The 23,803-nt window shown below is 71.6% G+C and carries 19 protein-coding genes; 12 read left to right on the forward strand and 7 right to left on the reverse strand.

Annotation, left to right across the window (positions count from 1 at the left end; all coding sequences use genetic code 11):
• Positions 1–29 precede the first annotated feature (29 nt).
• A complete protein-coding gene (locus tag BA175_RS15930) occupies positions 30–1,736 on the reverse strand; it encodes a bifunctional 3'-5' exonuclease/DNA polymerase (RefSeq protein ID WP_069171919.1) in 1,707 nt (568 codons plus the stop codon).
• 94 nt (positions 1,737–1,830) lie between these two features.
• Between BA175_RS15930 and BA175_RS15935 the strand changes: the two genes are divergently transcribed.
• From BA175_RS15935 to BA175_RS15945, 3 genes are all read left to right on the forward strand, one after another.
• Positions 1,831–3,012, forward strand: coding sequence for a DUF2786 domain-containing protein (locus BA175_RS15935; RefSeq protein ID WP_069172152.1), 1,182 nt, complete (start codon positions 1,831–1,833; stop codon positions 3,010–3,012).
• A gap of 359 nt (positions 3,013–3,371) precedes the next feature.
• Positions 3,372–5,483, forward strand: coding sequence for an FUSC family protein (locus tag BA175_RS15940; RefSeq protein WP_069171920.1), 2,112 nt, complete (start codon positions 3,372–3,374; stop codon positions 5,481–5,483).
• Positions 5,484–5,824: 341 nt separating this feature from the next.
• Complete coding sequence (locus tag BA175_RS15945; protein WP_069171921.1) at positions 5,825–6,067, forward strand: DUF397 domain-containing protein; 243 nt, start codon at positions 5,825–5,827, stop codon at positions 6,065–6,067.
• A 156-nt stretch (positions 6,068–6,223) separates the two neighbouring features.
• Here BA175_RS15945 and BA175_RS15950 read toward each other — a convergent pair whose 3' ends face one another.
• Positions 6,224–6,757, reverse strand: a complete 534-nt coding sequence (locus tag BA175_RS15950; RefSeq protein WP_069171922.1) for an ATP-binding protein — start codon at positions 6,755–6,757, stop codon at positions 6,224–6,226.
• Positions 6,758–7,098: 341 nt separating this feature from the next.
• On the opposite strand from BA175_RS15950, the gene BA175_RS15955 reads away from it, so the two are divergent.
• The 3 genes from BA175_RS15955 to BA175_RS15965 all read left to right on the forward strand — a co-directional run bounded on the left by BA175_RS15955 (position 7,099) and on the right by BA175_RS15965 (position 10,341).
• On the forward strand, positions 7,099–7,980 hold the full coding sequence (locus tag BA175_RS15955) for a helix-turn-helix domain-containing protein (protein ID WP_069171923.1): 882 nt from the start codon (positions 7,099–7,101) through the stop codon (positions 7,978–7,980).
• Between the two features lie 63 nt (positions 7,981–8,043).
• Positions 8,044–9,501, forward strand: coding sequence for an aldehyde dehydrogenase family protein (locus BA175_RS15960; protein ID WP_069171924.1), 1,458 nt, complete (start codon positions 8,044–8,046; stop codon positions 9,499–9,501).
• 198 nt (positions 9,502–9,699) lie between these two features.
• Positions 9,700–10,341, forward strand: a complete 642-nt coding sequence (locus BA175_RS15965) for a PadR family transcriptional regulator (RefSeq protein WP_069171925.1) — start codon at positions 9,700–9,702, stop codon at positions 10,339–10,341.
• A 26-nt stretch (positions 10,342–10,367) separates the two neighbouring features.
• Here BA175_RS15965 and BA175_RS15970 read toward each other — a convergent pair whose 3' ends face one another.
• The 3 genes from BA175_RS15970 to BA175_RS15980 are packed head-to-tail and all read right to left on the reverse strand — an operon-like array spanning position 10,368 to position 12,842.
• Positions 10,368–11,789 carry a glutamate decarboxylase gene (locus BA175_RS15970; protein ID WP_069171926.1) on the reverse strand — a complete coding sequence of 474 codons (1,422 nt, stop codon included), beginning with the start codon at positions 11,787–11,789 and terminating at the stop codon, positions 10,368–10,370.
• Between the two features lie 14 nt (positions 11,790–11,803).
• Positions 11,804–12,427: an NAD(P)H:quinone oxidoreductase gene (gene wrbA / locus BA175_RS15975; RefSeq protein WP_069171927.1), complete on the reverse strand. Its 624-nt coding sequence runs from the start codon at positions 12,425–12,427 to the stop codon at positions 11,804–11,806.
• A 49-nt stretch (positions 12,428–12,476) separates the two neighbouring features.
• On the reverse strand, positions 12,477–12,842 hold the full coding sequence (locus BA175_RS15980) for a YbjQ family protein (RefSeq protein WP_069171928.1): 366 nt from the start codon (positions 12,840–12,842) through the stop codon (positions 12,477–12,479).
• Between the two features lie 146 nt (positions 12,843–12,988).
• On the opposite strand from BA175_RS15980, the gene BA175_RS15985 reads away from it, so the two are divergent.
• Positions 12,989–14,266, forward strand: a complete 1,278-nt coding sequence (locus tag BA175_RS15985) for a VTT domain-containing protein (RefSeq protein ID WP_069171929.1) — start codon at positions 12,989–12,991, stop codon at positions 14,264–14,266.
• A 60-nt stretch (positions 14,267–14,326) separates the two neighbouring features.
• Here the strand turns inward: BA175_RS15985 and BA175_RS15990 are convergent, their stop codons facing one another.
• Together BA175_RS15990 and BA175_RS15995 are read right to left on the reverse strand one after the other, a co-directional pair.
• Entirely contained in the window at positions 14,327–16,045 is a 1,719-nt protein-coding gene (locus BA175_RS15990) for a threonine/serine ThrE exporter family protein (RefSeq protein ID WP_069171930.1), read from the reverse strand.
• 198 nt (positions 16,046–16,243) lie between these two features.
• Positions 16,244–16,738, reverse strand: coding sequence for an inorganic diphosphatase (locus tag BA175_RS15995; protein WP_069171931.1), 495 nt, complete (start codon positions 16,736–16,738; stop codon positions 16,244–16,246).
• An 86-nt stretch (positions 16,739–16,824) separates the two neighbouring features.
• On the opposite strand from BA175_RS15995, the gene dacB reads away from it, so the two are divergent.
• From dacB to ftsH, 5 genes are all read left to right on the forward strand, one after another.
• Complete coding sequence (gene dacB, locus BA175_RS16000; RefSeq protein WP_069171932.1) at positions 16,825–18,306, forward strand: D-alanyl-D-alanine carboxypeptidase/D-alanyl-D-alanine endopeptidase; 1,482 nt, start codon at positions 16,825–16,827, stop codon at positions 18,304–18,306.
• 48 nt (positions 18,307–18,354) lie between these two features.
• Positions 18,355–19,500: a zinc-dependent metalloprotease gene (locus BA175_RS16005; RefSeq protein WP_069171933.1), complete on the forward strand. Its 1,146-nt coding sequence runs from the start codon at positions 18,355–18,357 to the stop codon at positions 19,498–19,500.
• Positions 19,501–19,690: 190 nt separating this feature from the next.
• On the forward strand, positions 19,691–20,764 hold the full coding sequence (gene tilS / locus BA175_RS16010) for a tRNA lysidine(34) synthetase TilS (protein WP_069171934.1): 1,074 nt from the start codon (positions 19,691–19,693) through the stop codon (positions 20,762–20,764).
• 99 nt (positions 20,765–20,863) lie between these two features.
• Positions 20,864–21,403 carry a hypoxanthine phosphoribosyltransferase gene (hpt, locus tag BA175_RS16015; protein WP_069172153.1) on the forward strand — a complete coding sequence of 180 codons (540 nt, stop codon included), beginning with the start codon at positions 20,864–20,866 and terminating at the stop codon, positions 21,401–21,403.
• A gap of 205 nt (positions 21,404–21,608) precedes the next feature.
• Entirely contained in the window at positions 21,609–23,657 is a 2,049-nt protein-coding gene (gene ftsH / locus BA175_RS16020; RefSeq protein WP_069171935.1) for an ATP-dependent zinc metalloprotease FtsH, read from the forward strand.
• The last annotated feature ends 146 nt before the right edge of the window (positions 23,658–23,803 follow it).

Here is a 23,803-nt window from a genome sequence, read left to right on the forward strand (position 1 = left end):
GTTTCCGGCCCGTCACCGCAAAGACAGCGTCACTTGGCCTCCGCATAGCGCTCGACGACCGCCGTGGTGAACGGGAACCGCACCGGGGTACGCCCGAACGCCACCCGCCCCGCCAGCTCCCCGGCCTCCCGGATCGCCTCCACGACCGCCTCCGCCTCCTCGGCCGGACAGTGCACGATCACCTCGTCGTGCTGGAAGAACACCAGCTCGGCCCGCATCCCCGCGGCGAACAGCGTCCGCCGCAGCGCCGCCAGGAGCAGCAGCGCCCAGTCGGCCGCGCTGCCCTGGACGACGAAGTTGCGGGTGAAGCGGCCCCGGGCCCGGGCGTCCGTCGAGGCATAGCCGGGCGTGAACCCGTACGCCCCGGAGCCCTCCCCCGGCGGCGGGCCCGCGCCCGCCTGCGGGATGCCGGCCTCCCCGTCCTCCCCGGCACCCGCCGCGGGCGGGCTGGTACGGCCGAGCCAGGTGCGGACCAGCCGGCCCTCCTCGCCCGCCTTCGCCGCGTCGTCGACGTAGGCGACGGCCTGCGGGAAGCGCCGCCGCAGCGCCGCGAGATTCTTCAGCCCGTCGCCCGACGTCTGCCCGTAGACGGCGCCCAGCAGCGCCAGCTTGGCGTGGTCGCGGTCGCCGTGGAACGCCCGGTCGGACAGGGCCGTGTACAGGTCACCCTCATGCCCCGCCACCTCCATCAGCCCCCGGTCGCGGGAGATCGCCGCCAGCACGCGCGGCTCCATCTGGTCGGCGTCCGCCACCACGAGGCGCCAGCCCGCGTCGGCGACGACCGCCTGCCGCATCACCTTGGGGATCTGCAGGGCGCCACCGCCGTTGGTCGTCCAGCGGCCGCTGACGGTGCCCCCCGGCAGGTACCCGGGGCGGAAGCGGCCCTCGCGCACCCAGTCCTGGAGCCAGCTCCAGCCGTGCGCGGTCCAGATGCGGTACAGCTTCTTGTAGCGGATCAGCGGCTCGACCGCGGGGTGGTCGATCCCTTCCAGCTCCCACCGCCGGGTCGACTTCACCTTGATCCCGGCCTGCGCGAAGGCCCTCACCACATCGGCGGGCAGATCGGGGCGCACCCGTCTGCCGAACGCCGCCGACACCTCCTCCGCCGCCTCGGCCAGCCTGCGCGGCTCGCCCCCGCCCGCGTACCGCTCGCCCAGCAGACCGTCCAGCACCTCCCGGTGCACATCGGCCCGCCAGGGCAGGCCTGACCTGTTCATCTCTGCGGCGACCAGCATCCCGGCCGACTCCGACGCCGTGAGCAGGCGCATCCGGTCCGGGTGGGTGGTCGCGTCATGGCGGCGCAGCTGCTCCGCGTAGACGTCGAGCAGCGCGTCGAAGGGCAGGCCCGTGCCCGAAGGCGGCTCGAAGAGGGAGGACTGGGCGCCGGGCTCCGCCGGGCGGGGCGGCGGGTCGGCCGGCGCCGGTGCGTCGCGCAGCCGTGCCCAGGCGGCCGCGGCGGAGCGGGGTTCCCCGAGCCGTCCCTCGTGGCCGAGCAGCAGCAGCTCGGCGCACTCGACGTCATAGCACCGCTCGACGCGCACGCCCGCGGCGAGGAGGCGGGGGTAGACCTCCGCCGTCGACCGCCAGACCCAGCGGGTCACGCCCGGGCGGGAACGGACGGACTCGACGAGATCGGGCTCGGTCAGGACCGGGCCGCCGGGCAGGCCGTCCCGACCCAGCGGCACGAGGAGTGCGGCGCCCGCCTCGGCGGGGGCCAGGGCCCAGCGTCCGGTCATGCTCCGAGTCTGGCACCCGGCACCGACAGCGCCCCGGGACCGAGGTGCCCCGGGGCGAATGCCGCACGGGCCGCCCGCCGCCTACCCTGACCTGATGGAACCGGTGATCGACCAGGCATGCGCGGCGGCCCTCTACACGGACGACGACGCGGGCCTCGACACAGGCGCCTCCTTGCTCGCCGCCGACCCCGCGGCCGACGAGGAGCTGCACCGCCGGGGCGAGGAGTTCGTCCGCCGCGCCTGGGCCCGCGGCTGGCAGCCGGCCGACGTCGTACGGATCGTCCGGCGCGAGCTGGACGAGACCGGGGCCGGGCTCGCCGCCGCGCTGATCACCGCGGAGACCGCGGGGTACGCGCAGCTGCCGCCCCGCTGGGCCGGCCAGCTCGCCGAACTGCCCTCCCCGGCGCCCCGCAACCGTCCCGACCGCTTCACGTACGCCTCCGCGCTGCTGGAGCTGTACCGCCTGCTGCTGCGGCTCCCCGCCGTCGAGCCGGTCGGCCCGCCGCCCGGCACGGCGGCCGACGGCCGGCACCGGCCGCCCGTCCACGGCGAGCCCCGCATGCTCACCCGGATCCGCGCCCTGCTCGCCAAGGCCGAGGCGACGGGCTTTCCGGAGGAGGCGGAGGCGCTCACCACGAAAGCGCAGGAGCTGATGGCCCGGCACAGCATCGACGAGGCCCTGCTCGCCGCCCGTACCCACAGTGCCGAGACCCCGGGCGCCTGCCGGATCGGGATAGATGCCCCGTACGAGAGCGCCAAGGCCGTCCTGCTCGACTCGGTCGCCTCGGCCAACCGGTGCCGGGCCGTGTGGAACAGCGACCTCGGCTTCACCACGGTCGTCGGTTTCGAGCCGGATCTGGAGGCCGTGGAGCTGCTGTTCACCTCCCTGCTGGTGCAGGGCACAGCCGCGATGACGAAGGCGGAGGCCGGTCAGCGGGCCGGCGGCCGCAGGAGGACGAAGACGTTCCGGCAGTCCTTCCTGATGGCGTACGCCCAGCGCCTCGGCAGCCGGCTCGCCGCGGACACCGCACGCGTCACCGCGGAGGCCGGTTCCGGCGCCCGTACGGGGGAGGCGGAAGGGCGCGGAGCCGCCGACGGTCTGCTGCCGGTGCTGGCGGCCCGGGACGTCGCCGTCACCGACACGGCGGAGCGGATGTTCCCGAGGACCACCACCGCCCGGGTGCGCGGGATCACGGACGCCGAGGGGTGGGCCCACGGGACGGATGCGGCGGACCGGGCCCGGATGGGCGGAGGGGAACCGCGGATCGGCCGGTAGAGCGTGACCGGCGGCGCGGTGGTGGGGCGGCCGGCCGGTGGGACCCCTTCACCGGGCGGCCGGTGGGGTCCTTGCGCCGGGCGGTGTCCGGCGGCGCGTGCCGGAGGGCCACGGCCGGGACGGCGGTTGCGGTGCTGTGCCCGGCGGGTGGGTGTCCGGCGGTTCGGCGGCCCGGATGACTACGGCGGGTGGGGGCGGTTCGGCCTCCGCCGGGGGTGCCTGTTTCCCGGGGCGGAGGCGGACGGCGGATGCGCGAGGACCGCGGCCGGTGGCGGCGGTCCGCCCTCCGCCTCGCGGGCGGTGTTCCCACGCCGCGTGCCCATCCACCGCCGACGCGGCCCGGCCCGTACGCTCGGCCCATGGGCTGGTTCCGGGCGCTGAAGGAGACCGCCCGCTCGGGGCTGACGGTCGAGCGGCAGCGGCTGGAACCGCTCGTCGCGCTGCGGGGCGCGGCGGGCCTCGCCCTCGTCGTGGGGGTGAGCCTGGCCCTGTTCGGCCCCGTCATCGCGGCCGGTTCGGCGTTCGGCGCGTTCCAGGCGGCCACCGCCGGCTTCCAGCGCAGCTGGCGCCCGCGGCCGGTGCTCGCCCTGCTCTCCGGCAGCAGCCTCGCCGTGTCGACGTTCGTCGGGTACGTCACCGTCTCGCACACCGTGCTGTTCCTTGTCGTGCTGGCGGTGTGGACGTTCGCCGCCGGGATGTGCTGGGCCGCGGGCCCGACGGGCGGCATCATCGCGGCCTCCAACGTGGCGATCATGCTCGTCACGATCACCCTCCCCACCTCCGTCGCCGACGCCGCGGTGCACGGCGCCGTGATGGCGCTCGGCGGGCTGGTCCAGGCGGTGCTGATCGTCCTGTTCCCGGTACGCAGATGGGGCGCCCAACGCGACGCGCTCGCCGACGCCCTGGCCGCCGAGGCCGACTACGCCCGCCGTCTGCGCCACGACCCGACCGTGCACTTCGACCCCGTTCCGCTGATGACGGCCCGCAGCGCGGCCGCCGTCACCCCCCGCCAGGCCCGCCGGCGCCCCGCCGAACTGCACGGGGCCCGCGGGGTCGCCGAACGCCTACGGCCGGTGCTGGCCTCGCTGGCCGACCCGGCCCTGGGCGTGCCCGCCGAAGGGCTGGAGCGTGCCTGGGTGCGCGAGATGCTGGCCGCCACCGGCTCCGTGCTGGACGCGGCGGCCACCGCCGTGCGGCACGGGGAGCCGGTGCGCATCGCCCCGACCGACCTCGGTGTCCTGCGGACCCCCGACAACGAGGTGATCCTCGTCGGACCCGCCCGGCGCGCCGCCGACCGGCTCAACGTGCTGCTCGCCGACGTCATCGACATCGCCGAGGGCGCGGGCACCCGTGGCCCGGCGGACCACACGGGGCAGGCCCGCCGGCGCCCCGGTCTGCTGCGGATGGTCCCCGTGGTGCTGGCGGCCATGCGGCGGGAGCTGCACCGCAGGTCACCGATCCTCCGCCATGCCGTCCGGGTCTCGGTGGTCGCCGCCGCCGGATACCTCCTGGGGGCCGCACTGCCGTTCGGCCACGGCTACTGGGCCCCGATGGCGGCCGTCATGGTGATGCGGCCGGACTTCTCCCAGACCTACTCCCGCTCCGTGGCCCGGTTCGGCGGCACCGTCGTGGGGGTGGCCCTCGCCACCGGCATCGTCCAGGCGGTCAGGCCCGGCGTGACGGTCGCCGCGGGCCTCGCGATCTGCTGCGCCTTCCTTCTGTACATGCTGGTGAACACCGGGTACGTGGTCGGGCAGGCATGCGTCTCCGCCTATGTCGTGTTCCTGCTCGGCATGGCAGGCGACGACTGGGCGCAGACCGTACCCGAACGGGTCGTCCTCACCCTGATCGGCGGGCTGCTCGCGATGGTCGCGTACGCCGTGTACCCGGCCTGGGAGACCCCGCGGCTGCGGAGCCGGCTCGCCGACTGGCTGACCACGGACGGCCGGTACGCGGCCACGGTCCTGGACCACTACGCCGATCCGGCCACCGCCGACCTGGAGGACGTGCGCTCCGCGCTGCTCACCACCCGGGAGGCCCGGGTGGCCTGGCAGGAGGCGCTGGAGAGGGCTCGGCACGAGCCGGTACGGCACCGGGGCATCTCCAGAGGAGCGGCCGACGACGCCCAGCAGGCGCTCGCCCAGCTCGGGCGCGTCGCGATGCTCCTGGAGGCCCATCTGCCCGCCCGCTCGGCCGATCCCCTGCCGGGGGCGGCGGGGCTGGCGGAGGCCCTGCGCACGGCCACCGAGCAGGGCGCGAAGGCGGTGCGCGAGCGCCGTGTGCCGGACTGGGAGCCGGTCCGCCGGGTGATCACCGCCTGGGACGTGCCGGAAGAAGGCCCGGAAGCGGCCCCCGTCCCCGGGCCGTTCGTACGGAGCGGTGCGGTCCTGCTCCTCCGGGCGCTGGAGGACTTCTCCCGTGCTCTGGAGGGCGGGGCGGACCCGGACCGGCGGAAGAACGGCTCGCCCTGAGTGCCCGTCACAGCCGGCCGGGGCCGCGGGTGCCGGGAGGAGCCGCCGGTGTTACCGTCGGTAGACATCGGGGTGGGCTCCGTCGGCCGGTGCCGTGATCCACGGCGGAAATGACGGCGGCCCTATCGGTGTGACGGAATAACTCCCTTGTACGGGAGCCGAATAGGCGCGACGCTCGTCTCCCTTCCCTAGTGACCGGGGAAGGGGCGGGGCAGAACACGGGGCAGCTGTAACCATTCGGGTACCGCGCGTGCACGTGCATCTGCTCCTGCATCTGCATATGAACACAGCTATGATCCGAGCTAGTTGACACTTGCACCTTGCAACTCGGGGAGCGTCCTGTGCACCACGTGTACAACGGCATGGCGGCCACAGAGCTTCGCGGAGTCGTCTGGCAGAAGAGCAGACACAGCAACTCCCAGGGATCCTGTGTGGAGTTCGCGAAACTTCCCGGCGGGAATGTGGCGATGAGGAACTCGCGCCACCCCGACGGGCCCGCCCTCGTCTATACGCCGGCGGAGATAGAGGCGCTGCTGCTGGGCGTCAAGGACGGGGAGTTCGACCATCTGGCCGTGGACGGCTGACCGTGCTCGCGCACGGCTCGCGCACCGCGGGCCCGCAGCGCGCAGGCGGCACCGGCAGCCCGGGCGGCAGCGCGGTGCCCTGACCGCGGCCGCCGGGACACCGGCCGGACGGCCGGCCTCCGGGAGTCGGTGGCACCTTCGAGAGGCATGGACACGTCAGGGCACGAGCTCCCCTGCCGGGCGGCCCGTGATCGCGCCCTCGCCCGCGTCGGTCAGCCGGAACAGCGCCCACACCACCTTCCCGCGCGGCGTGGCACAAGGGTCCCCGGCCGGCGCGAACGACGGGTGCCAGCCCCAGGAATCGGCGAACGACTCCACCAGGAACAGCCCTCGGCCCGACTCGGCGGAGTCCGCGGCGTGCCCGGCCACCGGGCCGTCCTCGCTGGGGTCACGCACGGCGCAGACGAGCCGTGAGGTCCAGCGCATCAGGTGCAGGCGCACCGGGCGGTCGTGGCGCTCGTGGGCGGGATCGGCCGGCAATGCGTGCCGCAGTGCGTTGGTGACCAGCTCGGACACCACGAGAGCCACGTCGTCGAAGCGGTCGCAGAGATCCCAGGAGGTCAGGGTGGTGCGGGTGAACTTCCTGGCACCGCCCACCGCTTCGTACCGGGACGGCAGCGCACAGGTGGCCGAAGCGGCGACCGCCGAGGGGTCGATGGGTGGAAGCCCTCGCCGTAACGGCTCGAGCATCGTCGATCCATTCGTCCCCATACGAGGCACTCCCGGGAATCGCGGCTGTGGCGGCACTGCTGGTAACGGCACCGCGAGGGGGTACAGCGGCACAACACGATCGAGCACGCAGGTGCGCGAGGACCATGGTTCCGAATGCGCAGAGCAGATGCAAGGGCAGATGCACGTGCAGGCGCCGGACGTGCCCGGTAGCGTGGGGTTCTGACTCATTTATTCCGGTGATCGATGGGGAAGCTTTTCGGAACTCTTGCCATTTCCGTAATCGAATGAGTACGCGCTGAAGCGTTTTGGTGGCAGAATCCGCCTCCGGGGTTCGGGGGGACCCCGGTGCACGGGAAGCGATGGGGAGGGTTGGACCAGTGCCGGCAGGCGAGTCGAGTGGATCTGTGGTGCGGCGCATCCTGCTGGGCTCACAGCTCAGGCGGCTGCGCGAGTCGCGCGGCATCACGCGTGAGGCGGCCGGCTACTCCATCCGTGCCTCCGAATCGAAGATCAGCCGCATGGAGTTGGGACGCGTGAGCTTCAAGGCCAGGGACGTCGAGGACCTGCTCACGCTGTACGGAGTCACGGACGAGACGGAGCGGGATTCGCTCCTCGGTCTGGCGCGTGAGGCCAATGTGGCGGGCTGGTGGCACAGTTACGGCGACGTGCTGCCCGGCTGGTTCCAGACGTACATCGGTCTGGAGGGAGCGGCCTCGCTCATCCGGATCTACGAAGTCCAGTTCGTCCACGGTCTGTTGCAGACCGAGGCGTACGCCCACGCCGTCGTGGAGCGCGGTATGCGCGGAGCCCCGGCGGCCGAGATCGACCGCCGCGTCGCGCTGCGGCTGGAGCGCCAGAAGGTGCTGGTCTCCGAACGGGCCCCCCGCTTCCACGCGGTCCTCGACGAGGCGGCCCTGCGCCGCCCTTACGGAGACCGTGCGGTGATGCGGGCGCAGTTGCGGCACCTCATCGACATGTCGGAGCACCCCAACATCACCCTCCAGGTGATGCCCTTCAGTTTCGGCGGCCATGCGGGCGAGAGCGGAGCATTCACGATGCTGCGTTTCCCGGAGTCCGATCTGTCGGACATTGTCTATCTGGAGCAGCTGACAAGCGCGCTCTATGTGGACAAGCCGGAGGAAGTCGCCCAGTACGAAAAGGCCATGACCCGGCTCCACGAAGACAGTCCCGGACCCGAAGAGAGCCGGGATCTTCTCCGTGGACTTCTCCAACTCATCTGATTCGCCAGTACGATGACGTACCTACAGGAGTCCGCGCCTGCAGTGAGGGATTGAAGGGATTGCATGTCCTTCTTCAATGAACTGGCCCACCAGTACATCGACGGCGAGTGGCTGAACGGCAGCGGCTCGTGGGACATCATCGATTTCAATCCCTACAACGGGGAAAAGCTCTGCTCCGTCACCGTGGCGACGGCCGCGGAGGTCGATCTCGCCTATCGCGCCGCCCGGCGCGCGCAGCGCGAGTGGGCCGCGGTACCGCCGCACCGGCGCCGGCACGTCCTCGAGAACGCCGAGCGTGTCGTCGGGGAACGTGCGGACGACATCGTCGAAATGATCATCGACGAACTCGGCGGTACCCGTTTCCGGGCCGAGTACGAGGTGCGGGCCGCCCGGGACTTCCTCCGTGCGGCGGCCGGGCTGGCACTCCGTCCTGAGGGTCTTCTGCTGCCCTCCGCCGTGGACGGCAAGGAGAACCGGCTCTACCGGATGCCCGTCGGCGTCGTGGGCGTCATCAGCGCCTTCAACTTCCCTTTCCTGGTCACCATGAAGACCGTGGCCCCCGCTCTGGCGCTCGGCAACGCGGTCGTGGTGAAACCTCACCAGAACGCCCCGGTCGTCGGCGGCGGACTGGCGGCCAGGATATTCGAGGACGCCGGGCTGCCCGCCGGACTGCTGAACGTCCTGATCACCGACAGCGCCGAGATCGGTGACACGTTCATCGACCACCCGGTGCCCAAGGTGATCTCCTTCACCGGTTCGGACCGGGTCGGCCGGCATATCGCCGCGACCGCCGCCGGCCTGTTCAAGAAGACCATCCTCGAACTGAGCGGCAACAGCGCGCTGGTCGTGCTGGAGGACGCCGACATCGACTACGCGGTCCGGGCGGCCGTCTTCAGCCGCTTCCTCTACCAGGGCCAGGTCGGCATGGCCGCCAATCGCATTCTGGTGGACCGGTCCGTGGAAGCGGAGTTCACCGAGCGGTTCACCGCCGAGGTGTCCGCCCTCCAGGCCGGTGACCCGCGCGATCCGGACACCAGGATCGGCCCGGTCATCAGCGAGTTCCAGGCCGACGCGCTCACGGCGCTGGTCGAGGAGGCACTGGCCTCCGGCGCCACCGCGCTCGTCCGGGGGCGTACCCGCGGCAGTCTCGTCGAGCCGACGGTGCTGACCGGGCTGCCCCACGGCTCGCCGCTGCTGACGCAGGAGATATTCGGCCCCGTGGCCCTGCTGATGCCGTTCGAGGGCGAGGACGACGCCGTCCGCATCGTCAACGACAGCCCCCACGGCCTGAGCGGGGCCGTGCACACGGCGAACACCGAGCGGGGCGTGCGGTTCGCCCGGCGCATCACGAGCGGGACGTTCCACGTCAACGACTCCACCGTCCAGGACGACCCGCTGGCCGCGTTCGGCGGCGAGAGGATGTCCGGCACGGGCCGGCTGAACGGCGAGGCCGCCGTGGAGGCCTTCACCACCCGGCAATGGATCTCGGTTCAGCACGGGCGGACGGACTTCCCCTTCTGAGTTCCGGCGTCGAGGCCGGTGACCGACCCGCCGGGTCCGTGCGGTGACCGGGCAGGCGGCACCGAGCGCTCCGCCGTGCGCCCGGTTCCCGGAGGAGAGCTGCTCGGAGCGCTCGCTGCGTGGGGAGGACGGCCTTCGATCCGGTCGCCGAGGACGCGGGATACCCTGATCACACTTGTTGACAAGGGTGGGGGTGGTATGTCCGCGATCCGGCTCCTCGTCCTCGGTGCCGTACGCCAGCACGGCCGCGCGCACGGCTATCAGGTCCGTAACGACCTGGAGTACTGGGGCGCCCACGAGTGGTCCAACGCCAAGCCGGGTTCGATCTACCACGCGCTCAAGCAGATGGCCCGGCAGGGGCTGCTCGTGGCGCACGAGACCGCCCCTTCCACGGCCGGGGGCCCGCCCCGCACGGAGTACGAGATCACCCGGAAGGGCCACGAGGAGTTCCTGGCCCTGTTGCGCACGGCCCTGACCTCCTACGACCAGGGTATGGACGTGCTCTCGGCGGGCATCGGGTTCATCGTCGACCTGGAGCGCGCCGAGTCGGTGTCGCTGCTCCGGGAGAGGGTCGCCGCCATCGAGGGCTGGCGGGCCTCGGTCACGGAGCACTACACGCCCGCCGAGGGCCCGGAGGCGCTCGGGCACATCGGCGAGATCATGCGCCTGTGGGTCCACACGGCGGACGCGGGAGCCGAGTGGACCCGGGGTCTGATCGCCCGGATCGAGGCGGGGGCGTACACGTTCGCGGGGGAGGGCGAGCCGTTCGTGGGGGTTCTCCCGGAAGGCCGGGAGAACCCCTACGCGACGGGTGTCCCCGACCCGGGCGACGACGGCTGAGCCGCGTCCCCGTCGCCGGCCGGAGGTCAGTGGTGGAAGGCCGTCCGGGTCCCCCGGTTGCTCGTCATGGGGTGGGGTTGCGACCGCAGTTCCGGCAGGAGCCTGCGCAGATCCTCCAGCAGGAGCTCCGCGAGGTCCGAGGAGAACCCGTTGCGGCACACCACCCGCAGGACCGAGAGGTCCTGGCGGTTGGCGGGGAAGGTGTAGGCGGGCACCAGCCAGCCGCGTTCGCGCAGCCGCCTCGACACGTCGAAGACGTCGTAGGCCCGGACGTCGGGGGCGGTCGTCAGGGTGAACACCGGGAGTTCGTCGCCCCGGCTCAGCAGCCGGAAGTCGCCCAGGGACTCGATGCGCCGGGCGAGTCCGACCGCGATGTCCCGCGACGCCTGCTGGACGGCCCGGTAGCCGTTCCGTCCGAGTCGCAGGAACGTGTAGTACTGCGCCACCACCTGTGCGCCCGGCCGGGAGAAGTTCAGTGCGAAGGTCGGCATGTCGCCGCCCAGGTAGTTGACCCGGAAGACCAGCTCTTCGGGGAGCTCGGCCGATGAGCGCCACAGGGCCCACCCCACGCCCGGGTATACGAGGCCGTACTTGTGGCCCGACGTGTTGATCGAGGAGACCCGCGGGAGCCGGAAGTCCCAGGCCAGTTCCTCGTCGAGGAAGGGGGCGATCATCGCCCCGGACGCGCCGTCCACATGGACGGGGATGTCGAGCCCCGTGCGCTCCTGGAGCTCGTCGAGAGCGGCACAGAGGTCGGCGATCGGCTCGTAGGAGCCGTCGAAGGTCGAGCCGAGGACGCCGACGACACCGATGGTGTTCTCGTCGCAGAGGTCGGCGGCCGCCCGCGGGTCCAGGTGGAAGCGATCACCCTCCATCGGCACCTGGCGGGGCTCCACCTCCCAGTACGTGCAGAACTTGTCCCAGCACACCTGGACGTTGATGCCCATGACGAGGTTGGGCCGGGCGGTCGCCGGGTAGCGGTCGGCGTTCCTGGCCGACCAGCGCCGCTTGAGCGCCAGACCCGCCAGCATGCAGGCCTCGCTGGATCCGGTGGTCGAACAGCCGACCGCGGCCGCCGGGTCGGGGGCGTTCCAGAGGTCGGCGAGCATCGCCACACAGCGCCGTTCCAGCTCGGCGGTACGCGGGTACTCGTCCTTGTCGATCATGTTCTTGTCACGGCACTCGGCCATGAGCACACCGGCCTGGGGCTCCATCCAGGTGGTGACGAACGTCGCCAGGTTGAGCCGGGCGTTGCCGTCGAGCATCAGCTCGTCGTGGACGAGCCGATAGGCGGTCGAGGGTGGCAGCGGACCGTCGGGAAGGCGGTGGGTGGGCGGTGCCGCCGACATCGGCGCGGCCGGGTCCGCCTCCCCGAAGAACGGGTTGAGGGCGAGTCTTCGGTGTTCCTCGGACCGTGCGCGGCCGTGCGATCCCTGGTGGAGCGGCATCGGAGTGGTTCCCTTCAGTTCCCGGCCGCGAGGCCTGTCTTGAGGGCCCGGGTGAATCTCACGACCCGCTGGGCCTGGACGCGGGCGGCGGTCAGGGTCACCTCGCCGACCGGGATGTCGCCCTGACCCGACACGTGCGAGGTGCCGTAGGGGTTGCCGTCGGTGAACTTCGACGGGTCGGTGTAACCGGGGGTGACCAGGATGCCGCCGAAGTGGTGGACCGTGTTGTAGAGGGCGAGCAGCGTGGACTCCTGGCCGCCGTGCGCCGTGCTGCTGGCGGTGAAGCCGCTGTACACCTTGTCGGCGAGCTGTCCCGCCTGCCAGAGGCCGCCCAGGGTGTCGAGGAACTGCTTGAGCTGGGCGGTGACGTTCCCGTACCGGGTCGGCGTGCCGAGGATCACCGCGTCGGCCCAGACCATGTCGTCCGGTGAGACCTCGGGGATGTCGGCGGTCGCCTCGGCGTGGGCGGCCCAGGCGGGGTTGGAGTCGACGGCGGCCTGCGGGGCGAGCTCGGCGGCCTTGCGCAGCCGCACCTGCGCACCGGCCCGCTCCGCGTCCCCGGCGATGGCCTTGGCGATCGTGGAGATGGTGCCGGTGGACGAGTAGTAGACGACGGCGAGGTTCACGGACGTGGGCATGGAAGTCTCCGGGGGAGGTGAGGGAGGGGCGGCCGAGGCGTGGGAGGGTTCAGGACCTGCTGACGACGGCCGCGGTCCCGTAGGCGCAGATCTCCGTGCCCACGTCGGCCGCCTCGCTGACGTCGAAGCGCGTCATCAGCACCGCGTTGGCGCCGCGCGCCCTGGCCTGCTCGACGAGCCGCTCCAGGGCCTGGTTGCGGGTCTCGACCAGGGTCTTGGTCAGACCCTTCAGCTCTCCGCCCACCAAGGACTTCAGGCCGGCGCCGATCTGGCTGCCGATGTGCCGCGACCGCACGGTCAGCCCGAAGACCTCACCGATGACCTGGGTCACCTGGTGGCCCGGGATGTCGTTCGTCGTGACGACCAGCACGTCCGCCTGCGGTGGCTGGCCGCCGCCGTAATCCTCAATGCCCATGACGTGGCACCTCCTGGGGTCAGCCTCACCCCGGTTCGGGCCGTGCGCATCATTGGCTACGCCACTGGAACCCAGAGTCGTTCCGGGGCGTTGATAGCTTGGGGCGGCCACGCAGCCGCCATCGATCGATCCTGGAGCCCGGACCCTTGAATACGCTTGCGCTCGGACCGAGCTGGCTGGACCCGGATTACCTGCTCAACACCTTCGGGCTTCCCGGCCTGCTGCTCATCGTCTTCGCCGAGTCCGGCCTGCTGATCGGCTTCTTCCTGCCCGGCGACTCCCTGCTGTTCACCACGGGCCTGCTGGTGACGACGGGAGACCTGAAATACCCGCTCTGGCTGGTCTGCACCCTGGTCGCGCTCGCCGCGATCATCGGTGACCAGGTCGGCTACCTCTTCGGCCGCAAGGTGGGCCCGGCCCTCTTCAGGCGCCCTGATTCCCGGCTCTTCAAACAGGAGAACGTCGAGAAGGCCCACGATTTCTTCGAGAAGTACGGGCCGAAGTCGCTGGTGCTGGCCCGCTTCGTGCCCATCGTCCGGACGTTCACACCGATCATCGCCGGTGTGAGCCGGATGAACTACCGCTCCTTCATCACGTACAACATCATCGGTGGCGTGCTCTGGGGCGTCGGGGTGACGCTGCTCGGAGCGGCACTCGGCAAGATCGCCTTCGTGCACGAGCACATCGAGCTGATCCTCATCCTGATCGTCCTGATCTCCGTGGTGCCGATCCTGATCGAGTTCCTGCGGGCCCGCGGACGGTCGAAGAAGGCGGCGGCCGCCGGGGAGCAGCGGGAGACGGACGGGGACCCGTCGGACGGCGGCCCCGCCGCTCACGGCCAGGACACCGGCCCGTACGGCTCCGGGTACCACGCCGGTCCGTACGGCGCAGCCCCGGAGGCAGGACCGTACGGCGCCGGCCAGGCCGACCCGTACGGCAGCGTCCAGGCCGCTCCGCACGGCGACGGCCCGCAGTACGGCAACGCCCAGCCCCCCTACGGCAGCGACCGGCAGGGGCCGTACGGGAACGGCGGTCAGTACCAGCAGGACCCGTACGGCAACGGCGGGCCGAACCCGTACGGGAACGGCCAGGGCCGGCCGCAGGGGCAGTACGGGAACGGACAGGGCCAGGGCCCGTACGGCGCCACCCCCGCAGCTCCGTACGGGGACGGACAGGGCCAGTACGGCCAAGGCCAGTACGGCGGTGACCAGGGCCGGTACGGCCAGGGGCAGTACGGACAGGCCCAGGATCCGGGGCAGTACGGACCCGCCCAGGGGCAGGGGCAGTACGGACACGCCCAGGGTCAGGGGCCGTACGGGAACGGCCACGGCGGCCAGGGCCGGTACGGCGACGGCCAGGCAGCTCCGTACGGCGACGACCAGGAGGGCGACGCCGGCTCGTACGGGTGGCAGGACAGGCGCTGACCTCACGCAGCCGCACGACGGCGCCCCGTCCCCTCGCGGGGGCGAGGCGCCGTCCGCGTGTCAGAAGCCGCGCGTCCTCTTGGCGGCCCGGCGGGACGGGCCGCCCTCGACACCGCCGGGCACCCGCATGAACAGCCGTGAGATCTCGCTCCCCAGGTTCACCCCGATGGCGATGGCCAGCGCAGTCGCCACGGCGGTGGTGAGCGAGGCGAGCCCGGTGGTCACCTGGTTCTGCGCCACACCCAGCAGACCGAAGTACGTCGCCGAACCGGGCAGCAGCGGACCGATCGCCGCCGTGATGTAGGGCAGCGACGAGGTGTACCGGTAACGCGAGAACAGCTGGCCGAACAGACCGACCAGGCCGGCCGCCACCGCCGTCGCGGCCACCGGGGAGATGTTGCCGGTCCGGGCCATCGCCCCGAAGACGACCCAGGCCACGCCCCCGTTGAGCGTCACCGCCAGCACCGTGGAGCGCTCCTGCTGGAGCAGGACGGCGAAGGCGAGGGTCAGCGTCATCGACACCAGGATCTGCAGTACCGGCCGGTCGTTGGCCACGAACCGCGCCTCCGGGTTCAGCTGGGCACCCAGCTGCACCCCCAGGTACAGCATCAGAAGCACCCCGGCGACGATGCCGATGAAGAAGTACATGACTTCCAGGAGCCGGGCCCCCGCGGTGATGTAGTAACCCGTCAGCCCGTCCTGCACACCGGCGACCAGGGCCCGCCCGGGGAGCAGCGCGAACAGTCCACCGGTGATCACCGCGGACGGCCGCACATCGGTCGAATGGGTGAGAGTCAGCGCGATGCCCATCGCCGCGGGCGGCATCGCCGCGGCCATGAACTGGTAGAACTCGGGGAGTCCCCGGCCCGCGCAGAGCCAGGCCAGCCGGTCCCCGAGCATGGCGCCCGCCGCCGCCACGATGAAGACCAGCACACCGCCGCCGACCAGCACCGACGCCGAGCCGGCCAGCAGTCCGGCAGCTGCCGTCAGAGCCCAGCCGGGGTACGGGTGCCGGTTGCGGCGGATCTCGGCGAGGCGGCGGTAGGCCTCCTCCAGGGAGACCTCGACGTGCTCGATGCTGGTGATGTCGTCGATGAGCCGGAACACCGCGGCCAGCCGGGTGTAGTCCGTGCCCCGGCGGCGTACGGTGCGGCTCGCGGTGACCGGGTCGTCGACCAGGGACGGCTGGTGCGAGATGGACAGCAGGGTGAAGGTGACCGTCGGCTCACACCGGTCGAGCCCGTAGGAGCGCGACACCGCGAACATGGCCGCCTCCACGTCCTCGGCGCCCTCCCCGCCCGCCAGCAGCAGTTCCCCGATACGCAGGGTCAGGTCGAGCACGCGCGGTACGGCCGGGCCCGAGTCGTCGGTCTTCTGCACGATCTCGGGCGCCGGCCGCTCGAACACGGGCATGCGCAGCATCGTCCGCATCCGGTCCTGCCAGGGCGCTTCCTTGGTCAGCCGGACCATGGGAATGCCCTGCGCGGGGGTGAAGGCGGGTGGCTGGTGCTGCGCGCTGTACCCGCTCGGCGGGACGAAGGCGGAGCCGAGCGGCTCGCCGCCCGTACCCCCGCCGGAGCCGGAAGCGGAACCCGGCCCCGGACCGGACGCCGACGGCGGATCGGTGTGCAGACCTGCCGGAACGGCGAACTCCGACGTGGGGTGGTCGTCCTCCGACTGGGCGGCGGGCTGCTCCACACCGGCCGGTGGGACGAACGCGCTGCGTGCCTCGTCGGACTGGGGCTTCTGGTCCTCGGGACCGCCCTGTTCCGCCACCACTCGACCTCGTTCCTTGCTCGACCACGCGTCCTGGGAGCGCTTCTGCCCAGTATGGACACGGGCATGGCCCGCCACGCGCGACGGGCGGCGCACCGGTGAGGGTGCGCCGCCCGTCCTACGTACGGTCAGCGGGGCCCGTGGGCCCGGAGCGTCGCGATCCGCGCCGTCCGCCCGTAAGCGGAAGGGGACGGGATCCCGTCAGTGGGCGTCGCCCTTGGCCTGGAGACGCTTGTAGGAGGCCTCGATCTCGGCCTCGGCCTCGGCGCGGCCGACCCAGTCGGCACCCTCGACGGACTTGCCCGGCTCCAGGTCCTTGTAGACCTCGAAGAAGTGCTGGATCTCGAGGCGGTCGAACTCCGACACGTGGTGGATGTCGCGCAGGTGCTCCACCCGGGGGTCGGACGCCGGGACGCACAGCAGCTTGTCGTCGCCGCCGGCCTCGTCGGTCATCCGGAACATGCCGATGGCGCGGCACTTGATGAGGCATCCGGGGAACGTCGGCTCGTCAAGGATGACCAGCGCGTCCAGCGGGTCGCCGTCCTCGCCGAGGGTGTTCTCGACGAAGCCGTAGTCGGCCGGGTAGCTGGTCGAGGTGAAGAGTCGACGGTCCAGGCGGATCCGACCGGTCTCGTGGTCCACCTCGTACTTGTTCCGCGAACCCTTCGGGATCTCGATGGTGACGTCGAACTCCACGGGTGGCTCCTCCATGATCAACACATACGACTGGTGGTTAAGTGTCCCTCACGCAGACGAGTGCTCGCGAAAGGGGCTGGTCAACGGTGGCCGAGCCGGTGGATGGACCGACGGACGAACCGTTGAGCCGGTGGGGCGGGTGGAAAGGACCGATGCGCCCACTGCGGGGCGGCGCTCCGGACGACCGGCGGTTCGTCGCAGGCTCCGCGGTGCTCGGCCTGGTGGTCGCCGCCGGGGCCGTCCTCGCCGCCGGTCCCTGGGACTCCGGTCAGCGTAAGGCCGAGCAGCACCGGGCGGCCGCCAGTGTGCGCTCAGGTGGCGCACATCACGAAGCGGCGCCCCGGGTCCCCGGACCCGCGGCCAGCGCCCCCGCGGTCCTGACCCCCCTGGGGACCCCGCGGGACCTGAAGGAGCCCACCGCCGGCGGCGGCCTGGCGGCCGCCCTCACGCCCCTGCTGGACGGGCCGGGCCTCGGTCCCCTGCGGACCGCCGTCGTCGTCGACACGGCCACCGGCAAGCAGGTGTACGCGCGCGGCGCCACCAGGCCCATGACCCCCGCCTCCACCGTGAAGCTCGCCACCACCGCGGCCGCGCTCTCCGCCCTGGGGCCGGGTCACCGCATCGCCACCACCGTCCGGCTGTCGAAGGACGCGAAGACGGTCACCCTCGTCGGCGGCGGCGACCCCACCCTCGACGAGGCCGCCCTGCGCGGCCTCGCCGCCGGCACCGCACGCGCCCTGCGGGCGAGCGGCCCCGGCGCCGTCTCCCTGACGTACGACACCTCGCGCTACGCGGGCCCCGCCCTGCACCGCATCGGCCCCAACGAGAACATCGCGCCCGTCAGCGCGCTCATGGTCGACGAGGGCCGGCTCGACGGCAGCGACAAGGGTCCGGCGCCCCGCACCGGCGACCCGGCCGAGGACGCGGCCCGCACCTTCGCGGACCTGCTCGGCGACGCCGGGGTCGCCACCCGTCCGGCCCCCTCCGCCGGCCGGGCCGCGGCCGGCTCCACCACCGTGGCCACCCATCGGTCCCCGCCGCTCTCCGCCCTGGTCGAGCGCGCCCTGACCAACAGCGACAACGACATCGCCGAAGCCCTGGCCCGGCAGACCGCCCTGAAGGCGGGCAAACCGGCCTCCTTCGCCGGAGGACGGCTCGCCGTCACCGAACAGCTCAGGAAGCTGGGCCTCCCGGTCGCCGGCGCCCACCTCGCCGACGGCAGCGGTCTCGACCGGGCCGACAAGGTCACCGCCGGTCTCCTGACCGGGCTGCTGGCGCTCGCCGCAGGCCCGGACCATCCCGAACTGCGCCCGGTCCTCACCGGCCTGCCGGTGGCCGGATTCAGCGGCACCCTGGGCAGCCGCTACACCGCGACGTCCCGGGGCACCGGCCTGATCCGGGCCAAGACCGGCACGCTCACCGGGGTGAACGCGCTCGCCGGGACGGCGGTCGACGCCCAGGGCAGACTGCTCGCCTTCGCCTTCCTGGCCTCCGGCACCACCTCCCCGCACGAGGCGGAGGCCACGCTCGACGCTCTGGCCACGGCGCTCACCCGGGGCACCGGGTGAGCGGCTGACACCCCACCGCGAGCGGGCGGCCTCACGTACGGTTGACGCATGACGAGCATCGGTGGTGCCGAGATGGTCGACTGGAATCTCGCGGTCGCGACCGCGACACGATTCGTGCGGCCGGGTCCCGAGATCAGCCGCGAGGAGGCCCGTGCCGTCGTCGCGGAGCTCCGCCGGCATGCCAAGGTCTCCGAGGAACACGTCCGTTCCTTCACCCGGATGATCCCGGAAGGACACGAACCCGAGGACACCCCGGTCCTGGTGGTCGACCGGACGGGCTGGATCCGGGCCAACGTGGCCGGCTTCCGCGAACTGCTGCGCCCCCTGCTGGGCAAGATGCAGGAACGCCGCGGCAACGGCCCCGGCGGCATGGTGCTCGGCGCGGTCGGCGGCAAGGTGACCGGCGTCGAGCTGGGCATGCTGCTGTCGTTCCTGGCCTCCCGCGTCCTGGGGCAGTACGAGACCTTCGCGCCCGCGACCAGGGATCTCCCCGCGTCGGCCGAGGGCGGCGGCAGGCTGCTGCTGGTCGCGCCCAACATCGTGCACGTCGAGCGCGAACTCGACGTCGCACCTCACGACTTCCGGCTCTGGGTGGCTCTCCACGAGGAGACCCACCGCACCCAGTTCACCGGCGTGCCCTGGCTCCGCGACCACCTGCGGGGCGAGATCCAGTCGTTCCTCGACGAGACGGACGTCGACCCGATGACCGTGCTGGAACGCCTCCGCGAGGCGGCCCAGACCTTCGCAGGAGGCAGCCGCCCCGAGGGCGAGCAGGGGGAAGGGGGCGAGGACGGCGGGCGCAGCCTCGTCGACGTGGTCCAGACGCCCGCCCAGCGCGAGATCCTCGGCCGCCTCACCGCGGTGATGTCCCTTCTCGAAGGCCACGCGGACTTCGTGATGGACGGGGTGGGCCCCGAGGTGGTGGGTTCCGTGGCCGAGATCCGGGAGAAGTTCCAGCAGCGCCGGGCGCGGGGTGCGAGCCGCCTCGACCTGGCCCTGCGCAAGCTCCTGGGCCTGGACGCCAAGCTGCGGCAGTACCGCGACGGCGAGAAGTTCGTGCGCGCCGTGGTCGAGGAGGTCGGCATGGACGGCTTCAACCGGGTGTGGACCTCGCCCAACACCCTCCCCACGAAGGCGGAGATCGCGGCTCCCGCGGACTGGGTGGCCCGTGTGCACCGCAGGACCGATTCGTGATCACGGGCTGAGCGACGGCAGAAGATTGCCCCTCCAATCACCCATCCGAGGGAGCGTAGGGGCATGGGAAGGCGTGCAATGCTCGGTGAACAGCTTGGTTCTGTCACCATCGACGCACTCTGAGTGAGGAAACCCCCGGGTTCCGGCACTCCGAGGCACCTCCCCACAACTTCACCGAAGGGCACCGGACATGGGTCCCCATCCTGCGGTCGCGGCGATACGCCTGGCGGTCCGCCGCGTACTCCACGACGTCGTCACCGAATACAACCGACACCCCGGGCAGGCCGGCCGTGCCGAGCTTGCGGAAGCCGGGGCGGGCGGGCGGCGCGCGCCGCTCCCCGACCGCCCGGAGACCCCGCTGGTACTCGTGGCCTGCTCGGGAGGCGCCGACTCCATGGCGCTCGCCTCCGCCCTCGCCTTCGAGTCCCGCAAGCTTCCCGTCCGCGCCGGCGGCATCACCGTCGACCACAACCTCCAGCCCGGCTCCGGGCTCCGCGCCGACGAGGTCGTCACCCGCCTCGCCGCCATGCGGCTCGACCCGGTCGAGGCCGTCGCCGTGCACGTCGGCCGCGAGGGAGGGCCCGAGGCTGCGGCCCGGGAGGCGCGGTACGCCGCGCTGGACGCCGCCGCCGACCGCCACGGCGCCGCCGCCGTCCTCCTCGGCCACACCCGTGACGACCAGGCCGAGACCGTCCTGCTGGGACTCGCCCGCGGGTCCGGTATCCGCTCGCTCTCCGGCATGGCGGCCGCCTCCGGGCCCGCCGGCCGCTACCGCCGTCCCTTCCTGCAACTCGACCGGCAGACCGCACGTAAGGCCTGCCTGGTCCAGTCGCTCCCCGTCTGGGACGACCCCCACAACACCGATCCCGCCTACACCCGCTCCCGTCTGCGCCACGAGGGCCTGCCCGCCCTGGAGAAGGCCCTGGGCAAAGGGGTGGTGGAGGCCCTCGCCCGTACGGCACAGCTGTCCCGTGACGACGCCGACGCACTGGACACCTGGGCCGCCGAGGCGGCCCGTTCGGTGTTCGACGACGACGGGCGGCTCGAATGCGCCAAGCTCTCCGTCCTGCCGCCCGCGGTGCGTCGCCGGGTGCTGCGCCGCGCCGTCATGGACGCCGGATCCCCCGCCGGATCGCTCTTCGCCCGCCACATCGAGGAAGTCGACCGGCTCATCACCGGCTGGCGCGGCCAGGGCGCCATCAACCTGCCCGGCCGCGTCGAAGCGCTGCGGCAGGGTGGCAGACTGGTCATTCGGCAGAGCTGAAGCGCAAGCGGCTGAAGTGCAGGCGAAACGGCCGGCCCGTCCCGGGGAAGAGCCCGGGTCCGGCAGGCAGAGAAAGAGACGCGGGTGAACGAGAAGGACATGGGCGCCGACCTCCAGTCGGTGCTCCTCACCAAGGAAGAGATCGACGCGAAGCTCGTCGAGCTGGCCGCGAAGATCGACGCGGAGTACGCGGGCAGGGATCTGCTCATCGTCGGCGTGCTCAAGGGCGCGGTGATGGTCATGGCGGACCTGGCGCGTGCGCTGTCCACCCCCGTCACCATGGACTGGATGGCCGTCTCCTCGTACGGCGCGGGCACCCAGTCCTCCGGCGTCGTCCGGATCCTGAAGGACCTCGACACCGACATCAAGGGCCGGGACGTCCTGATCGTCGAGGACATCATCGACTCCGGCCTGACGCTGTCCTGGCTGCTGACCAACCTCGGCTCCCGGGAACCGGCGAGCCTGGAGGTCTGCACGCTGCTCCGCAAGCCCGACGCGGCGAAGGTCGCGATCGACGTGAAGTGGGTCGGCTTCGACATCCCCAACGAGTTCGTCGTCGGCTACGGGCTGGACTACGCGGAGAAGTACCGCAACCTCCCCTTCGTCGGCACGCTCGCCCCGCACGTCTACGGCGGCTGACCCCTGCCCGGCGGGACCCGCCGAACCGGGGCCGGCTCCGGGGAACCCTGACCGTTCTCCCGGCGTTGAGCCTTCGGAGGCGGGTTCGACAGACGTCCCCTGCGGTCTCGGGTGACAATGCTGGGGTACCGTCCGAAGAACAGTCTTTTCTCACAGCAGCATTTACCTACGGGCAGGAGGGACGGGGCGACTTCGCTCCGTATGGATGGACGTGAAGCGATACTTCCGTGGGCCGGTCATGTGGATCGTGCTGGCCGTCCTCGCCGTGGTCGTGTTGATGCAGGTCGTCGGCTCGTCGGGCGGCTACAAGACGGTGGACACCGGCAAGGTGATCCAGGCGATCAGCAACAACCAGGTGGAGCAGGCCAAGCTGACCACCGGTGACGAACAGATTCTCAAGATCGAGCTGAAGGACAAGGAAAAGCTCAAGGGCGAGTCCGGCAGCAAGTTCCAGGCGAGCTACATCGGCAACCAGGGCGTCGAGCTGGCCGACACGCTGCAGAAGAAGTTCGAGAGCGGTGACATCGAGAAGGGTTACACCGTCTCGCCGTCGAAGCAGTCCCCGTTCGTCTCGATCCTCCTCTCCCTGCTGCCCTTCGTCCTGATCGTGGTCGTCTTCCTGTTTCTGATGAACCAGATGCAGGGCGGCGGCTCCAAGGTCATGCAGTTCGGCAAGTCCAAGGCGAAGCTGATCACCAAGGACACGCCGAAGACGACCTTCGCCGACGTGGCGGGGTCGGACGAGGCCGTCGAGGAACTCTACGAGATCAAGGAATTCCTCCAGGAGCCGGCGAAGTTCCAGGCAGTCGGCGCCAAGATCCCGAAGGGCGTCCTGCTCTACGGGCCCCCCGGCACGGGCAAGACGCTGCTCGCCCGCGCCGTCGCGGGCGAGGCGGGCGTGCCGTTCTACTCGATCTCCGGCTCCGACTTCGTCGAGATGTTCGTCGGTGTGGGAGCCTCCCGGGTCCGTGACCTCTTCGAGCAGGCCAAGGCGAACGCTCCGGCGATCGTCTTCGTCGACGAGATCGACGCCGTCGGCCGGCACCGCGGTGCGGGCATGGGCGGCGGTCACGACGAGCGCGAGCAGACGCTCAACCAGCTCCTCGTCGAGATGGACGGCTTCGACGTGAAGGGCGGCGTCATCCTGATCGCCGCCACCAACCGGCCGGACATCCTGGACCCGGCGCTGCTGCGCCCCGGACGCTTCGACCGGCAGATCGCCGTCGACCGGCCGGACATGCAGGGCCGCCTGGAGATCCTCAAGGTGCACCAGAAGGGGAAGCCCGTGGCCCCCGACGTCGACCTCAACGCGGTCGCCCGTCGTACGCCCGGCTTCACCGGTGCCGACCTGTCGAACGTGCTGAACGAAGCGGCGCTCCTCACGGCGCGCAGCAACAAGAAGCTGATCGACAACCACATGCTCGACGAGGCCATCGACCGCGTCGTGGCGGGTCCGCAGAAGCGGACCCGGATCATGTCCGAGAAGGAGAAGAAGATCACCGCGTACCACGAGGGCGGACACGCCCTGGTCGCGGCGGCTTCCCCCCAGTCGGACCCGGTCCACAAGATCACGATCCTCTCCCGCGGCCGTGCCCTCGGTTACACGATGGTGCTCCCGGAGGAGGACAAGTACTCCACGACGCGTAACGAGATGCTCGACCAGCTCGCGTACATGCTGGGCGGGCGCGCGGCCGAGGAGCTGGTCTTCCACGACCCGACGACCGGTGCGGCGAACGACATCGAGAAGGCCACCGCAACGGCCCGCGCGATGGTCACGCAGTACGGCATGACCGAGCGGCTCGGTGCGATCAAGTTCGGCGGCGACAACACCGAGCCCTTCGTGGGCCGGGAGATGGGCCACCAGCGCGACTACTCGGAAGAGGTCGCGGCGCTCGTCGACGAGGAGGTCAAGAAGCTCATCGAGACCGCGCACAACGACGCGTGGGAGATTCTCGTCGAGAACCGCGACATCCTCGACGCCCTGGTCCTGGAGCTCCTCGAGAAGGAGACGCTCGGCAAGGAGCAGATCGCCGAGATCTTCGCCCCGATCGTGAAGCGTCCGGCCCGTCCGGCGTGGACCGGTTCCGCACGGCGCACCCCGTCGACCCGTCCGCCGGTGCTCTCCCCGAAGGAGCTCGCCCTGACCAACGGCGCGAACACCGCCAACGGTTCGGGTACCTCTCCGGAGATCGCCCCGCCGGACATCACGTCGAAGGACCTCGGCAGCTCCCCGGAGGAACGTCCCGAAAGCTGAGGTCCGTCCCGTCGCAGCAGGTGTGTCCCCCGTCACGGGTGCACCGCAGCTTCCGGAATGGATGCCGCGCCCCCCAGGTTCTAGCCTGTGGGGGCGCGGCTTTTCCGTATGCCTGTGCCGGACCTGCCTTTTTCCGGGATTCCCCG

Origin of the sequence: Streptomyces griseus (assembly GCF_001715295.1) — a bacterium.
Lineage (GTDB): Bacteria > Actinomycetota > Actinomycetes > Streptomycetales > Streptomycetaceae > Streptomyces > Streptomyces griseus_G.